The 14,843-nt window shown below is 69.8% G+C and carries 14 protein-coding genes; 7 read left to right on the top strand and 7 right to left on the bottom strand.

Going from position 1 to position 14,843, the window contains the following annotated elements; all coding sequences use genetic code 11:
* Positions 1–387 precede the first annotated feature (387 nt).
* Positions 388–852 carry a flavodoxin family protein gene (locus DSY14_RS21830; RefSeq protein ID WP_211718482.1) on the top strand — a complete coding sequence of 155 codons (465 nt, stop codon included), beginning with the start codon at positions 388–390 and terminating at the stop codon, positions 850–852.
* Positions 853–1,046: 194 nt separating this feature from the next.
* Here DSY14_RS21830 and DSY14_RS21825 read toward each other — a convergent pair whose 3' ends face one another.
* Positions 1,047–2,423: an aspartate aminotransferase family protein gene (locus DSY14_RS21825; protein WP_211718481.1), complete on the bottom strand. Its 1,377-nt coding sequence runs from the start codon at positions 2,421–2,423 to the stop codon at positions 1,047–1,049.
* Between the two features lie 249 nt (positions 2,424–2,672).
* On the opposite strand from DSY14_RS21825, the gene DSY14_RS21820 reads away from it, so the two are divergent.
* The 6 genes from DSY14_RS21820 to DSY14_RS21795 all read left to right on the top strand — a co-directional run bounded on the left by DSY14_RS21820 (position 2,673) and on the right by DSY14_RS21795 (position 9,909).
* Positions 2,673–4,121, top strand: a complete 1,449-nt coding sequence (locus DSY14_RS21820; RefSeq protein WP_211718480.1) for a gamma-aminobutyraldehyde dehydrogenase — start codon at positions 2,673–2,675, stop codon at positions 4,119–4,121.
* An 89-nt stretch (positions 4,122–4,210) separates the two neighbouring features.
* A complete protein-coding gene (locus tag DSY14_RS21815) occupies positions 4,211–5,392 on the top strand; it encodes an ABC transporter ATP-binding protein (protein ID WP_211718479.1) in 1,182 nt (393 codons plus the stop codon).
* A gap of 66 nt (positions 5,393–5,458) precedes the next feature.
* Positions 5,459–6,685, top strand: a complete 1,227-nt coding sequence (locus DSY14_RS21810; RefSeq protein ID WP_211718478.1) for a PotD/PotF family extracellular solute-binding protein — start codon at positions 5,459–5,461, stop codon at positions 6,683–6,685.
* Positions 6,686–6,742: 57 nt separating this feature from the next.
* Entirely contained in the window at positions 6,743–7,597 is an 855-nt protein-coding gene (locus DSY14_RS21805) for an ABC transporter permease (RefSeq protein WP_211718477.1), read from the top strand.
* Positions 7,597–8,451 carry an ABC transporter permease gene (locus tag DSY14_RS21800; RefSeq protein WP_211718476.1) on the top strand — a complete coding sequence of 285 codons (855 nt, stop codon included), beginning with the start codon at positions 7,597–7,599 and terminating at the stop codon, positions 8,449–8,451. Before DSY14_RS21805 ends, DSY14_RS21800 begins: the two co-directional genes overlap by 1 nt.
* Before the next feature lie 33 nt (positions 8,452–8,484).
* Positions 8,485–9,909, top strand: coding sequence for an FAD-binding oxidoreductase (locus DSY14_RS21795; RefSeq protein WP_211718475.1), 1,425 nt, complete (start codon positions 8,485–8,487; stop codon positions 9,907–9,909).
* 332 nt (positions 9,910–10,241) lie between these two features.
* Here the strand turns inward: DSY14_RS21795 and DSY14_RS21790 are convergent, their stop codons facing one another.
* The 6 genes from DSY14_RS21790 to DSY14_RS21765 form a co-directional block, all read right to left on the bottom strand.
* Positions 10,242–11,834 carry a polyamine aminopropyltransferase gene (locus DSY14_RS21790; RefSeq protein ID WP_374224040.1) on the bottom strand — a complete coding sequence of 531 codons (1,593 nt, stop codon included), beginning with the start codon at positions 11,832–11,834 and terminating at the stop codon, positions 10,242–10,244.
* A gap of 106 nt (positions 11,835–11,940) precedes the next feature.
* Positions 11,941–12,369, bottom strand: coding sequence for a DUF350 domain-containing protein (locus tag DSY14_RS21785; RefSeq protein WP_211718474.1), 429 nt, complete (start codon positions 12,367–12,369; stop codon positions 11,941–11,943).
* 85 nt (positions 12,370–12,454) lie between these two features.
* A complete protein-coding gene (locus DSY14_RS21780; RefSeq protein WP_211718473.1) occupies positions 12,455–12,781 on the bottom strand; it encodes a hypothetical protein in 327 nt (108 codons plus the stop codon).
* Between the two features lie 11 nt (positions 12,782–12,792).
* Complete coding sequence (locus DSY14_RS21775) at positions 12,793–13,299, bottom strand: DUF2617 family protein (RefSeq protein WP_211718472.1); 507 nt, start codon at positions 13,297–13,299, stop codon at positions 12,793–12,795.
* A gap of 7 nt (positions 13,300–13,306) precedes the next feature.
* Positions 13,307–13,906 (bottom strand): DUF4178 domain-containing protein, encoded by a 600-nt coding sequence (locus DSY14_RS21770; RefSeq protein WP_211718471.1) that lies wholly within the window; start codon positions 13,904–13,906, stop codon positions 13,307–13,309.
* 297 nt (positions 13,907–14,203) lie between these two features.
* Positions 14,204–14,843, bottom strand: a 640-nt coding sequence (locus tag DSY14_RS21765; RefSeq protein WP_211718470.1) for a sulfurtransferase, incomplete at its 5' end; no start/stop codon positions are given.

Genomic DNA, 14,843 nt, shown 5'->3' with positions numbered 1-14,843 from the left:
GGATGCCTCCCGGTGGAATGCCTCCCGGTGGTCCGCCCCCGCCCGGAGGCATTCCACCGGGGGGCATCCCGCCGGGCGGGGGCGGACCACCGGGAGGCATTCCACCGGGAGGCATCCCACCGGGAGGCGGCCCCATAGGCGGCTGGCCGCCGGTCGGCGGAGGTCCGTAGGGAGGAGGCTGACTCATGGCGGGGCCTGGCTTTCTGAAGACTGATGGTGTGCCGTTGGCTGAGACGTCGTCCGACGCGCGTCGGTTCCGACCGGGAGGGGCACGCGTCGACGATACCCAAGGGGTCGCGCGGAGTTCCCCGTGGACGCGGGCCGGGCGCATCGGTCGCGACGACGGCCGGTCCGGTCGGTCGGCGGCGGCTCTGAGAGGGTGGGCGCATGGCACGTCTGCTCATCGTCCACCACACCGTCTCGCCCGCCACCCGTGAACTCCTGGACGCCGTCCTCGACGGGGCGCGCACGGACGACCTGACCGGGGTGGAGGTGGGGGTCCGGGCGGCCCTGGCGGCGACCCCGGTCGACCTCTTGGCCGCCGACGCCGTGGTGTTGGGCACACCCGCCAACATCGGCTACATGTCGGGTGCCCTCAAGCACTTCTTCGACACGGTGTACTACCCGGTCCAGGTCGATCAGCGGGGGCTGCCGTACTCCCTGTACGTGCACGGTGACAACGACACCTCCGGCGCGGTGCGCGCGGTGGAGGCCGTCGCCAAGGGGATGGGGTGGGAACGCCACCGGCCCCCGGTGACGGTCCTCGGCCGCCCCGACACCGAGGCCAGGGAGGCCTGCTGGGAGCTGGGCGCCGTCACCGCCCTCGCCGCCCTGGAGCGCGCCGACGGATAGGGCCCGGGCGCGCACGGCAGGCGGTGTCCTCCCGTGCGGGCTCACGCGGGCTGTGCTTCCGCCGTGCCCCGCGAGGCGCCGCAGGTGGGATGGCGGGCAACGCGCCATCCCACCGCGGGTCCCCGGCCCCCGCCGTGCCGTGGGGCGCCCGTACACGGGACGGAGCACGGCGCGAGCCCACGGCGACGCACGGACTACAGGCGTTCCCACGCCTCGGTGAGGACCTTGCGCAGAATCCGCTCGATCTCGTCGAAGTGCTCGGGGCCGCAGGTCAGTGGCGGGGACAGCTGGATGACCGGCTCGCCGCGGTCGTCGGCGCGGCAGACCAGACCCGCCGCGAACAAGGACGAGGAGATGAACCCCTTGAGGAGCGACTTGGACTCCTCGGCGCTGAAGGTCTCCTTGGTCTCCTTGTCGCGGACCAGTTCGATCCCGTAGAAGTAGCCGTCACCTCGTACGTCGCCCACGATCGGCAGGTCCAGGAGCCTCTCCAGGGTGGCTCGGAACACCGGTCCGTTCTCGCGGACGTTGTCCAACAACCCCTCGCTCTCGAACAGGTCGAGGTTGGCCAGCGCGGCGGCGGCCGCGACCGGGTGCCCGGCGAAGGTGATCCCGTGCAGGAACGCTGCTCCCTCCTCCTGGAAGGGCTCCATGAGCCGGTCCCGCGCGATGAGCCCGCCCAGCGGCACGTAGCCGCTCGTCGCGCCCTTGGCGAAGGTGATCATGTCCGGCACGTAGCCGTACTTCGTCGCTCCGAAGTACTCGCCCAGGCGGCCGAACGCGCAGATCACCTCGTCCGACACCATCAGGACCCCGTGCCGGTCGCAGATCTCGCGGACCCGCCGCAGGTACCCGGGCGGCGGCGGGAAGCAGCCGCCGGAGTTCTGTACCGGCTCGACGTACACCGCGGCGATGGTCTCCGGGTCGTTCTGGAGGATCGCCTCCTCGATCTGGTCGGCGGCCCACCGCCCGAACGCCTCGGGGTCGTCGCCGTGGACGGGCGCCCGGTAGATGTTCGTGTTGGGCACCTGGATGGTGCTGGGCACCAGGGGCTCGAAGGGGCTTTTGATCGCCTGGAGTCCGGTGATGGACAGAGCGCCAAGGGTGGTGCCGTGGTAGGCGATGTTGCGGCTGATCACCTTGTGCCGGGTGGGCTGCCCGATCGCCTTGAAGTACTGGCGGGCGAGCTTCCACGCGGACTCCACGGCCTCGGAACCGCCACCGGTGAAGAACACCCGGTTGAGGTCGCCGGGGGCGAGGCCGGCCAGCCGGTCGGCGAGCTCGATCGCCCTCGGGTGGGCGTAGGTCCAGATCGGGAAGTAGGCGAGTTCACGGGCCTGCTCGGCGATCGCGTCGGCGATCTCGGTCCGCCCGTGTCCCACCTGGGAGACGAACAGCCCGGACAGACCGTCGAGGTAGCGCTCCCCCCGGTCGTCGTAGACGTAGGCGCCCTCGCCCCGGGTGATGACCGGGACGTCGGCCTCGTGGTAGGCGGCCATCTCCGTGAAGTGCATCCACAGGTGGTCCTTGGCGGCCCGTTGCAGGTTCTCCGAGTTCAGACGCGGTTCCACTTGAGCTCCCTGAGTTCTCTGGGCGGTGCGGTGGCGTGCGGGGCGGGTCGTGTTCGAGTACACGGACCCAACGCGCCTTGCTCAATAGAAATAGTCGCATCCCAGGGACTTGTGTCAAGTATCCGTCGAGAAACCCAATCTTTACAACGGAATCCCTTGAAGCCTCTTGTACTCCCCATCGGAGGGTGGCAGTGTGACCAATCACAGCCACACGCGCGCCGTGGCGCGCCCGACCGCAGGGGAGCCGTAGTGACCCAGGGGCCCGAACTCGATCACCTCCGCAACTTCGTCGGCGGCCGGTACGTGGACACCGTCGAGGGTCGCCGCGCGGACCTCGTCGACCCCGCCACCGGAAAGGTCTTCGCCACCGCCCCGGTCTCCGGAGCCGAGGACGTCGACGCCGCCTTCCGGGTCGCCCGGCGCGCCTTCGAGGAGGAGTGGCGGGACTGGACTCCCGCGGAGCGGCAGATCGCCCTCAACCGGTTCGCCGACGCCGTCGAGGCCCGCGCCGACGAGCTCGTCGCCGCCGAGGTCCGCAACTGCGGCAAGCCGGTGGAGCTCACCCGGTCCGAGGAGATCGGCCAGGTCCTGGACGCGCTCCGGTTCTTCGCCGGCGCCACCCGCAACCTGGAGGGCCGGGCCGCCGCCGAGTACATGCGCGACCACACCTCCTGGATCCGTCGCGAACCCCTCGGGGTGGTCGGGCAGATCACGCCGTGGAACTACCCCATGGCCATGGCCGCGTGGAAGATCGGCCCCGCCCTCGCCGCCGGCAACACGATCGTCCTCAAGCCCTCCGACACCACCCCGGTCTCCACGCTCCTCCTCGCGGAGATCGCGGCCGAGTTCCTGCCCGCCGGCGTCTTCAACGTCGTGTGCGGCGACCGGGACACCGGACGCGCCCTCGTCGACCACCCCGTGCCCGCGCTCATCTCCCTCACCGGCTCCACCCGGGCCGGCTTCGAGGTGGCCCAGGCCGGTTCCCGCGACCTGAAGCGCCTGCACCTCGAACTCGGGGGCAAGGCGCCCGTCGTGGTGTTCGACGACGCCGACGTCGAGAAGGCCGCCGTCGGCATCGCCGAGGCCGGCTACTTCAACGCCGGCCAGGACTGCACCGCCGCCACCCGCATCCTCGCCGCCCCCGGTGTCCACGACGACCTGGCCGCCGCCCTGGCCGAGCAGGCGCGGGGCACGGTCACCGCCGGCCCCGACAACCCCGACGCGGCCTACGGGCCGGTCAACAACGCGCACCAGCTCGCCCGGGTCAGCGGCTTCCTGGACCGGGCCCCCGACCACGCCGAGATCCTCGCCGGCGGCGCCCGGGTGGGCGACCAGGGCTTCTTCTACGCGCCCACCGTCGTCGCGGGGCTGCGCCAGGGCGACGAACTCGTCACGGACGAGATCTTCGGGCCCGTCCTCACCGTCCAGCGCTTCACGGACGAGGACACCGCGGTGGCCTGGGCCAACGCGGTCGAGTACGGGCTGGCCTCCAGTGTGTGGACCAGGGACCACGCCCGCGCGCTGCGCGTGTCCCGCCGGTTGGACTTCGGCTGTGTGTGGATCAACACCCACATCCCCATCACCGCGGAGATGCCCCACGGCGGCTTCAAGCACTCCGGCTACGGCAAGGACCTGTCCACGTACTCCTTCGAGGAGTACACCCGCGTCAAGCACGTCATGAGCTACATCGGCGACTGAGCCGCGCCGAACGCCCGACCGGGAGGCCCCGCGGGGGACCGGTCGGGCGCCACGGCCCGACCGGTACGAGATCCGACAGGAACACCCTCATGGTCACCACCAGCAGCAGCACCGAGGAGTCCGCCGTGGCGGAACGGGACCGCACCACCGACGAGGTCGCGGCGATCGGCCTTGCACGCGTGGTCAAGTCCTACCGGTCCGGCTCCGAGACCGTCCGGGCGGTCGGCGGCGTCGACCTGGAGATCGCCCGCGGTGAGTTCTTCTCCCTCCTGGGGCCCTCCGGGTGCGGCAAGACCACCACCATGCGGATGATCGCCGGCTTCGAGGAACCCACCGAGGGTGTGGTCCGCCTCTCCGGGCGCGACGTCACCGGGGTCCCCGCCAACCACCGCGACGTCAACATGGTCTTCCAGAGCTACGCGCTCTTCCCGCACATGAGCGTGGCCGCCAACGTCGCCTTCGGACTGGAACGCAAGCGCGTGCCCAAGGCCGAGGTCAAGAGCAGGGTCGCCGCCATGCTGGAGCTCGTGGAACTGGGCCACCGGGCCCGGCACCGGCCCGCGCAGCTCTCCGGCGGCCAGCAACAGCGGGTGGCCCTGGCCCGGGCCCTGGTCAACGAGCCGGGCGCCCTCCTGCTCGACGAACCCCTCGGCGCCCTGGACCTCAAGCTCCGCCAGTCCATGCAGGTCGAACTCAAGCGCATCCAGCGCGAGGTCGGCATCACCTTCGTCTACGTCACCCACGACCAGGGCGAGGCCCTGACCATGTCCGACCGGGTCGCGGTGATGAACAACGGCCTCGTCGAACAGTTGGGCACCCCCGCCGAGATCTACGAACGGCCCGCCACCCGGTTCGTCGCCGACTTCATCGGGACCAGCAACCTCCTCACCGGCACGGTCGCCGGCTCCGACACCGCCGGTCGACACCGGATCGACCTGGAGAGCGGTGCGACCGCCCTGAGCACCGCGCTGCCCCCCGGGGTCGCGACCGGCTCCACCGTGCACCTGACGGTGCGCCCCGAGAAGGTGCGGATGGGCACGGAGCCCCCGACCGCGGCCGACGCCCCGGACGGCCCCGCGTGCTCACTGCGCGGCACGGTCACCGAGACCGTCTACATGGGCGCCTCCACGCACTACCAGGTCGCCCTCGACGGCGGTGTCGAGATCTCCGTGTTCCGCCAGAACTCCTCGGACTCCACGCTGGTCGCCGAACGCGGCGCCCCGGTGTGGGTCTGGTGGGACCCGCGGCACTCCTACGCCCTGCCCTCCTGATCCCGCGTGCTCCCGCTCAGCGCGTTACCTTCCAGCCCCCCACGAACCGAACCAGGGAACGACGACATGAAGCACCCCTCACGCGCGCACCTCGACCCCGCCCTCCTGCGTGGGCTCACCCGTCGCCGCACCCTCCAGGCGGGTGGCGCCGCCGCGGCCGCCCTCGCCCTGTCCGCCTGTGGTGTCGGCGGACAGCAGCGTGATCCGCAGGCCGACGAGGACTTCTGGGCGGGCAAGGAGGAGACGGGTTCGCTGCGCTGGGCCAACTGGCCCCTCTACATGGACCCCGACCGCACCCAGTTGACCCAGTTCAAGGAGTCCACCGGCATCGACGTGGACTACCACGAGGACGTGCAGGAGGCGGCGTCGTTCTTCGGGCAGATCCAGCCCAAGCTCGCCAACGGCGACGACATCGGTTACGACCTCATGACCCTGCCCAACGGGTTCGAGTTCGCCAAGCTCGTGGAACTGGGGTACGTCGTCCCCCTCGACCATGCCCGGATGCCCAACTTCGCCGACTACGCGGGCGACCTGTACAAGAACAGCGCCTACGACCCGGGCAACCGCTACAGCGTCCCCTACGCCTCCGGCGTGACCGGCATCGCCTACAACCCCGAGTTCGTCGACCGTGAGATCACCAGCCTGGCGGACCTGTGGGACACCGCCTTCGAGGGGAAGGTCGGCATGTTCGCCGACCCCCAGGAGATCGCCAACTTCGGGCTGCTGCTCAACGGGGTGAACCCGGCCGAGTCCACCAAGGAGGACTGGGAGGCCGCCGCCGAGCGACTCCGGGAACAGCGGGAATCCGGTGTGGTGCGCGCCTACTACGACCAGGACTTCATCCAGCCGCTCACCAACGGTGACCTCTGGCTCACCATGGCCTGGTCCGGTGACATCTACCAGCAGAACATGGAGGAGGGCACCGACCTCAGGTTCGTCATCCCGGAGGAGGGCGGCACGATCTGGACCGACAACCTGCTGATCCCCTTCACCTCCAAGGCCCCCATCGACGCCCTCAAGCTCATGGACTTCCTCTACGAACCGGAGATCGCCACCGGGCTGACCGAGTACATCAGCTACATCCCCCCGGTCCCGCACGCCCAGGAGGTCATGAACGAGTGGGCCGACGCCGAGGGCGACTCCGAGCGCGGCGAGGCCCTGGCGGACATGGCGAAGAGCCCCCTGGTCTTCCCCGGGGAGGGCGACTACCAGAAGCTCCACTACTACGTGGCGCTGGAGCCCGGTGAGCAGGACGAGTTCTCCTCGATCTTCCAGGCCATCACCCAGAGCTGACCGCCCCACCGGAAGGTGGTCCGTGGGCCGCCCCTGAGCCGATGCAGAGCTGATGCCATGAGAAACCGAACGACGACGCCCTACGTGCTGGTCCTGCCGGCATGGATCTGGCTGGCGCTGTTCTTCGTGGTCCCCATCGCGGGGATGCTGTCGTTGTCGCTGACCACGGGTGACGTGATCACCGGCTTCCAACAGACCTTCGAGGTGGGCAACTACGTCACCGCCGTGAGCACCTACTGGGAGCAGATCCTGCGCTCCCTGTTCTACGGTGCGTGCGCCACCCTGGTCTGCATCGCGGTGGGGTACCCCATGGCCTACTGGATCGCCTTCCGGGCCGGGCCGCACAAGTCCACGTACCTGCTGCTCATCCTGCTGCCGTTCTTCGTGTCCTTCGTGCTGCGCACCATCTCGTGGCGGTTCCTGCTGGCCGACAACGGCGTCCTCCTCGGGACGCTGAAGTCGATCGGGCTGGCCCCCGCCGACCTCCAGGTGCTCAACTCCACGCCGGCGGTGGTCCTGGGCCTGGCCTACAACTTCCTGCCGTTCATGGTGCTGCCGATCTACGCCGTCCTCGAACGGATGGACCCGCGCATGGTGGAGGCGGCGCACGACCTCTACGCCGGACGGATCCAGGCGTTCGTCCGGGTGATCCTGCCGGTGTCCCTGCCCGGGGTGTTCGCCGGGGTGCTCATGACCTTCATCCCCACCAGCGCCGACTACGTCAACGCCTCGGTCCTGGGCGGCACCCACAACACGATGATCGGCAACGTCATCCAGAGTCAGTACCTGGTCAACAACAACTACCCGATCGCCGCGTCGATCACCTTCGTCCTCATGGGACTGCTGCTCGTGGGCATCTTCGGCTACGCGCGGGCCCTGGGCACCGAACGGGTCATGGAGGTGCACACCTGATGAGCGCCCATCTCGGCACCGAAGCCGCCTCCGGACGGGGCCGGACCGCGCCCGCCGCCCCGGCCCGCACCGTCCGTCCACGCCGCCGGATCGACTGGGGCCGGTACTACACGTGGCTGGTCCTGGCCTGGCTGTTCACCCCGATCCTGTTCATGGTCGCGTTCAGCTTCAACGACCCGGCGGGCAAGCACAACATCACCTGGCAGGGCTTCACGTTCCGGTGGTACGCGAACGCGTTCGCGCACCCCACGCTCAACGAGGCGATGTTCAACTCCGTCTCCATCGCCCTACTGAGCATGGTGATCGCGGGCGTGCTCGGCAGCCTGCTCGGGCTGGCCCTGGGCCGGTTCTCCTTCCGGGGCAAGCAGCTCACCAACCTGGTGATGTTCTCCGCGATCAGCGCCCCGGAGGTCGTGCTGGGCGCCGCCCTGTTGTCCACGTTCCTCATGATGAACGTGACGACCGGCTACTGGACGACCGTGATCGCGCACGTGATGTTCTGTGTGTCCTTCGTGGCGATCACGGTCCGGGCCCGCGTCATCACCCTGGACCCGGCCCTGGAAGAGGCCGCCCGTGACCTGGGCGCCGGGCCGTTCACCACGTTCCGCCTCGTCACCCTGCCGATGCTGTTCCCCGCGATCATGGCCGGCGGCCTGTTGGCCTTCGCCCTGTCCATCGACGACTACATCATCACCACGTTCGTCAGCGGCGACGTCACCACCTTCCCGCTGTGGGTGTGGGGCTCCACCCGTGTGGGCATCCCCCCGCAGGTGAACGTCATGGGGACCCTGCTCTTCGGGGTCGGTGTGCTCATGGCGGTCGTCAACGTCGTCATGGCCCGACGCCGCAGCTGACCCCGTCCGCCGACACCGAGAGAGAGGCCGGCCATGGCCGAGAGCATCCGTTCCGAGGCGAGCCGGGCCCTGGAGGGCGCACGCCCCCGGGTCTTCTGGCTCGACCCCGACGTGCCCGGGCACGACGTCCCCCCGGCGGCGCCGCCGCTGACCGCGGACGTGTACACCGACCTGGCCGTTGTGGGCGCCGGGTTCACCGGGCTGTGGACGGCGCTGCTGGCCAAGGAACGCGACCCCGACCGCGACGTGGTCCTGGTGGAGGCGCGCACCACGGGGTGGGCGGCCTCGGGACGCAACGGCGGGTTCTGCGCCGCCAGCCTCACCCACGGCTTCGAGAACGGTGCACAGCGCTGGCCCGAGGAGATCGACGAACTCGAACGCCAGGGCCTGGCCAACCTCGACGCCATCGAGGAGACCGTCCGCCGCCACGGCATCGACTGCGAGTTCGAGCGCACCGGTGAGATCCTCATGGCGACCGCGCCCTGGCAGGTCCGGGACCTGGAGGAGACCGCCGAGGCCCTGCGCGCCCGGGGCGCCGAGGCGCGGGTGTGGGACGCCGCGCAGGCCCGGAGCCACCTCGACTCGCCCACCTACGTGGGCGCCCTGCACGACCCCGACGGGGTGGCGATGCTGCACCCCGCGAAGTTGGCCTGGGGCCTGCGGGCGGTCTGTGAGCGTCTGGGCGTACGGATCTTCGAGAACTCCCCGGTCCGGTCGATCGGTCGCTCCCCGCTGGGGTTGCGGTTGGAGGGGCGCGGGGGCACCGTGCACGCCGCCAAGGTCGCCTGGGGCGGAGGCGCCTTCCCCGGGCCGCTGCGCCGACTCCGGCACTATCTCGCGCCGGTCTACGACTACGCGCTGATGACCGAACCGCTCACCGACGAGCAGCGGGAGGCGATCGGCTGGCGGGGTCGGCAGGGGGTCTCCGACGCGGCCCACTTCTTCCACTACTACCGGCTCACCGCGGACCAGCGGATCCTGTGGGGCGGCTACGACATCGTCCACCACTACGGCGGTGCGGTGCGGCCCGAGTACGACCAGCGCCCGGAGACCTTCCAGAAGCTCGCCGAGCACTTCCTGAAGACCTTCCCGCAGTTGCGCGGGATCCGATTCGGTCACACGTGGGGCGGGGTGATCGACACCTGTAGCCGGTTCTCGGTGTTCTTCGGCGACGCCTACGACGGACGGTTGGCCTACGCCGCCGGGTACACCGGCCTGGGCGTGGGCGCCACCCGGTTCGGGGCGCAGGTGCTGCTCGACCGGCTCGACGGACGCGACACCGAACGCACCCGACTGCGGATGGTGCGGGAGAAGCCCCTGCCGTTCCCGCCCGAACCGGTGCGTTCTCTGGGCATCGGGCTGACCCTGCGGGCCACGGCCGCGGCCGACCGCGACGAGGGGCGTCGCAACCTGTGGCTGCGCGGCCTGGACTCGGTGGGGCTGGGTTTCGACAGCTGATCCCGGCGGGGAACCGGGCACGCGATGCCACCCGATTCGATACCGCACCTTTTCGGCAAGGATCGGTAAGTCCGTGTCAAGGGTTGCCATGTGGGGCGAGAGGGGCGGCGTGGCGTCCTTGATCCACATCATCCCTGGTCCAGGATGGTGCACGGACCGCGGGGGAGTACCGTCGGGTGACCCACTCCCTCCGCGGTCGTCCCGCCTCGCCCGAACCACCGCGTGGCCGCCCGCAGGCCCAAGATCGTCAGGTCGCGCGGTGACCTACGAAGGCCGGCATCCGTCACGCACGGATGCCGGCCTCGTGGTCGTCCCGGGGGGGTGTGCCCGGGTCAGTACCCGCGCCAGGACTCCCGGTCCTGGTGGTAGTGGATCACCCGGGGGTGCATCATCGTGGAGGCCTGGACGTCGGCCTCCCGGCGGTCCATCGGGAACACCTGGGCGGCCTCCAACAGGGCCTCGTCCAGGAACCGCAGTTCCGGGACGTCCTCGGGCATCCGCAGTTCCGGCGACCCGTGCAGGGTCCCCAGGTAGAAACCCCAGTTGCCGAAGGTCGGCACGTCCACGTTGTAGGGGGTGACCCCGATCCCCGCCTCGTCGAGGGAACGGCTCACGCTCCAGTAGGCGTCGGGCGCGAAGAACGGGGACCCGGCCTGGACGACCAACCGGCTGTCGCCCTCCATCGCCTGCCCGACCAACGAGTAGAACTCCACCGTGTACAGCTTCGAGGTGCCCACGTCGGTGCCGTCGGGCAGGTCGGCGATGACCACGTCGAAGTCGTCGGTGTTGTCCCTCAGCCACTGGAAGGCGTCGGTGTTGATCACCTCGACCCTCGGGTCGAGGAAGGAGTCGTCGTTGAGCTCGGAGATCACCGGATCCGAGGTGGCCAGCTCGATCACCGCGGGGTCCAGATCGACCAGGGTCACCGCCTCGACGTCGTCGTAGCGCAGGATCTCCCGCAGTGCCAGGCCGTCGCCGCCGCCCAGCACCAGCACGTCCTCGCGCGGTCCGGCCATCGCCGGGTGGATGAGCGACTCGTGGTACCGGTACTCGTCCAGGGTGGAGAACTGCAGGTCGCCGTTGAGGAACATGCGCGTGTCCGCGCCGTCCAGCGACCGGGTGATCACGATCTCCTGGTACTCGCTGCGGTCGGCGTGCACGATCGGGTCGCGGTACATGGCCTGCCGGGCGTCCACCTCGAAACGCTCGGCGTAGAGATAGGCCAGCCCCAGGATCGTCACGATGAACGCGAGGCCGACGGTCAGACCCACGTAGGCGAGCCGGGTGAGTTCGGAGCGGAAGAGCCACAGCACCACCGCCACACCGATCACGGCGTTCAGCACACCCACCATGAGCACGCCCTTGGGCAGACCCAACAGCGGCAACAGCAGGAACGGGAACGCCAGACCACCGATGAGGCCGCCCACGTAGTCGGCGGCGAACAGGTCCGCGACCGCCTCCGAGGCGTCCTGCCTGCGGATGCGCTGGATCAGGGTCATCAGCAGCGGGATCTCGATGCCGATCAAGGTGCCGATGACGAAGGCCAACAACACCAGGGTCGGCTGGTAGGCCGCGGCCGACAACCACGCGAACGCCCCGTACAGCAGCAGGATGGACAAGCCGCCGACCAGGGACAACAACCCTTCGACCACCGCGAAGGACAGGGCCGGGCGGGCCTGGTACCGCTTGGACAGCAGGGAACCCACACCCATGGCGAACACCATCACCGACAGGACCACGGAGGCCTGGGTGATGGTGTCGCCGAGCAGGTAGCTGCCGATCGCGACGAGCGCCAGTTCGTACACCAGCCCGCAGGCGGCGCAGATGAACACCGCCGACAGAACGAAGAACCGGGCCACACGCGGTGGCACCGGGAATCGCGCCCGCGCCGGAGCGGGGGTGTCGGCGGCCGGGGTCTCGGTCACGGTACTGCTTTCTGAAGAAGGGAAGAGGAGGCTTCGGGCGCCGACGTTCCACCGGACCGTCGACGCCCGAACACCGGCCCGCGCGGTCGTCCCGCACGGGTGGGGATCAGGAGATGGCGGCGGCCACCACCAGGGCGATGGAGACGTGCGCGGTCGCGTTGACCCAGGTCGCCGGGTGCCACTCGGGGTTGCTGATCATGTGGCTGACCCGGCCCGGGGTGAGCAGGTCGATGAGCAGGAAGGAGAGGGCCATCACGACCAGGCCGATGAGGCCGAAGATCGTCGCGGAGAGTAGCCCGGCGCCGAGACCGAGCTCGGAGAAGCTGGAGAGGATCGCGGAGACCACCACGATCGCGGCGCCCAGGGTGTTGGCGGAGACCAGGAGGATCGCGTTCTGGTTGCGGTCCTCCCAGATCAGCTTGTGGAGCTTGCCCGGGGTGAGCAGGTCGGTGATCAGGTAACCGAGCAACATGATGACGGTACCGACCACGCCGTAACCCAGCGCGTAGAGGGAGCTTTCGAGGATCTCGTTCATGGCCTCGTCCGTGTCGGGGGAAGGATGTGCGTCCGGGGGGACACGAGGTCCCCCCGACACGGCAGACTACTGGCCTGATCTCGGGTTACTTACCGAACCCCGACCCACCACCACGGGTGTCGCTGCCGCTGCCCCCGCTGTTGGAGTTGTTACCGCCGCCACCGCCGCCGCCACCGCCGAAGAAGAAGAAACCGCCGCCACCACCGCTGCGACCGTTCTCGCAGTCGTCGGAGGGCGAGGGGCTCGGGGAACGCAGGTCGGACGACGAGGAGGTCGTGCCGCTGGTGGAGGAGTCGTTCCGCTCACAGTCGGCGTTGTTGCTCCCCCCGCTGCACGCGGACAGGAGCAGCAGCAGTGTGGTCGCACCGCCGATCGCGGCGAGCTTGTGTCGTGGTGTGGTGGTCGTGGCCATCTCGGCCTCCTTCAGGGGGTCAGGGTTGTGGTCGTCGTCACCAGTTCGCCGCTCTGGGGATAGGCGTGCCAGGTACGCCAGAACAGCGACACCCCACTGCCGGAGGTCAGGTGCAGTGCGGTGACCGCGAGGGGGTCACCGGGGAAGGCGACGATGAGCCCGCCGGGTGAATCGGAGGTCTCCTGCTGGATCCCTTCGACCCGGCGGGCCAGGTCGGTGCGAGACAACGACTCGACGACCGAGTCGAAACGGTAATCGCCCACCCCAGGCAGGGGGTGCTCGGCGTTGCCGGGTAGCCCGCCGGGAACCCCCGGCAGACAGGCGACCGTCTCCACCAGTGCCCCCGTTCCGGCACCGAGGACCACCTGGTGGGAAGCGCCGAGCACACGGAGTTCGACCGTCACGCCCGACACCTGGACGGTGCGGGTGGCGAGGGGGTCGACCAGGGGGTGTTCGAGGGTCCAGACCAGATCGTCGGCGTTGGTGTCGATGAAGGGGGCACTGATGCTCGCACGCATGAGGGGATCAGCTCCCGGGGAAGATCGTGAAGGTGCCGGCCGCGATCTTCTGACCGGTGCTGACCTCCCAGTTGCCGTGGTCGAACCGTTCGAAGGCGAGCAGCTGACCGTCGTCGGACTCGTAGTCGGCGTAGTCCATGCCGCCCTGGGCCTTCAGACCGGTGGTGCCCTCGGAACGGTAGGAGCCGGAACCCTTCTCCTCGAGCTTGTAGGTCACACCCTCCAGCTCGATGCTCTTGCCCTGGGGCACGAGGCTCAGATCGGGACGTCCGGACCACAGGGCCAGCTCGACGTCCGGGTCCTCCTCGACCGAGAGCCAGCGCTTGCCGCCCTCCACCTCCAGGAAGTGCTCGGACCAGGTGTAGCCGCCCTCGGACAGGCGGAGGGTGCCGCGGATCCAAGTGCGCTCGTTGCCCCAGTCGATCATGTCGCCGGCCTTGATGGCCAGCGGGTCACCGGCGGTGTCGGTGGTGGCGGAGGCGGCGAAGGGGTCCTGGGGCGGTGGGGGCGGGGTGTCCTGCTTCTGCGAGCGCGAGCGCTGCGTGTAGATCAGGACTCCGATCACGATTCCGACGATGAGAATCAGTAGGAGCAGGAGTTCGATCACCAGAGTTCCTCGTTTCGCGGTGCAGCACGTTGTGGATTCCCGGGCCCGGGCGACCCTTTGATCGCTGAGACGCCGGAACGGGGGTTCTGGTTCCGGAGCGGCGCGATACGGGAATCTTTCGCCCGACCCGCGAGTTGGCTTCGGCCCATTCTTCCGGATTCGCGGTCCTCTGTCCCGTCCACCCTAGGTGGTACCTCGGGGGCGTCAGGAGAGGGTGACCAGGCCCCGTACCTGGAAGTCAGGGCGTCGTGGCGGTGGCGGCGAGGGACCGTGTGCGGTCCCACACCGCCACGGGGGTCACGTCCCGGGGTCACCGGTCTCCATGGGAAGGGACGGGTCGGCGCCCCAGCGGCTCCACGAACCCGGGTACAGGCGGGTCGCGGTGAATCCGGCGTGCTCCAACGCCAACAGGTCGTGGCAGGCGGTCACCCCGGATCCGCAGTAGGCGGTGATGGTGGGCGCGGAGTCCGCGCCCAGCGCCGCGAAGCGCGCGCGCAGGATCTCCGGGGCGGCCAACCGGCCGTCGGGGCCCAGGTTGGCCTGCCACTCGGCACTGTGGGCCCCGGGGATGTGCCCCGCCCGCGGGTCGACGGGTGCGGGTTCCTCACCGGTGAAGCGCCCGTGCACGCGCGCGTCCAGCAGCAGATGGTCGGGGTCGGCGAGTTCGGAGTGCAGTCCTTCGGTGTCCACGACGCGGTCGGTCGGCCACGGCAGCGTGGTCCGGTGTGCGGGGGCGACGGTCACCTCGCCCTCCTCCAGGGGGCCGGACCAGGCCTGGAGGCCACCGTCGAGGATCGCGGCCGGGGTGCCGAGGGTGCGCAGCATCCACACCAACCGGGCGGCGACCGATCCACCGGCGTCGTCGTAGACGACCACGGTGGCGGTGTCACCGATGCCGAGTTCCCCGAGGGAGCGGGCGAAGTCGGCGGGGGAGGGG

The organism is Nocardiopsis sp. MG754419 (assembly GCF_018207095.1).
Taxonomy (GTDB): Bacteria; Actinomycetota; Actinomycetes; order Streptosporangiales; family Streptosporangiaceae; genus Nocardiopsis.
Note: the sequence above shows the minus strand (reverse complement) of the source record. Positions and strands in the feature narration are given on the sequence as shown.

What these genes read in the sequence shown, in the direction of transcription:
- DSY14_RS21830 (WP_211718482.1), top strand. Translation starts at nt 388, where the DNA reads ATGGCACGTCTGCTCATCGTCCACCACACCGTCTCGCCCGCCACCCGT.
- DSY14_RS21815 (WP_211718479.1), top strand. Translation starts at nt 4,211, where the DNA reads ATGGTCACCACCAGCAGCAGCACCGAGGAGTCCGCCGTGGCGGAACGG.
- DSY14_RS21810 (WP_211718478.1), top strand. Translation starts at nt 5,459, where the DNA reads ATGAAGCACCCCTCACGCGCGCACCTCGACCCCGCCCTCCTGCGTGGG.
- DSY14_RS21805 (WP_211718477.1), top strand. Translation starts at nt 6,743, where the DNA reads ATGAGAAACCGAACGACGACGCCCTACGTGCTGGTCCTGCCGGCATGG.
- DSY14_RS21800 (WP_211718476.1), top strand. Translation starts at nt 7,597, where the DNA reads ATGAGCGCCCATCTCGGCACCGAAGCCGCCTCCGGACGGGGCCGGACC.
- DSY14_RS21795 (WP_211718475.1), top strand. Translation starts at nt 8,485, where the DNA reads ATGGCCGAGAGCATCCGTTCCGAGGCGAGCCGGGCCCTGGAGGGCGCA.
- DSY14_RS21785 (WP_211718474.1), bottom strand. Translation starts at nt 12,369, where the DNA reads ATGAACGAGATCCTCGAAAGCTCCCTCTACGCGCTGGGTTACGGCGTG.
- DSY14_RS21780 (WP_211718473.1), bottom strand. Translation starts at nt 12,781, where the DNA reads ATGGCCACGACCACCACACCACGACACAAGCTCGCCGCGATCGGCGGT.
- DSY14_RS21775 (WP_211718472.1), bottom strand. Translation starts at nt 13,299, where the DNA reads ATGCGTGCGAGCATCAGTGCCCCCTTCATCGACACCAACGCCGACGAT.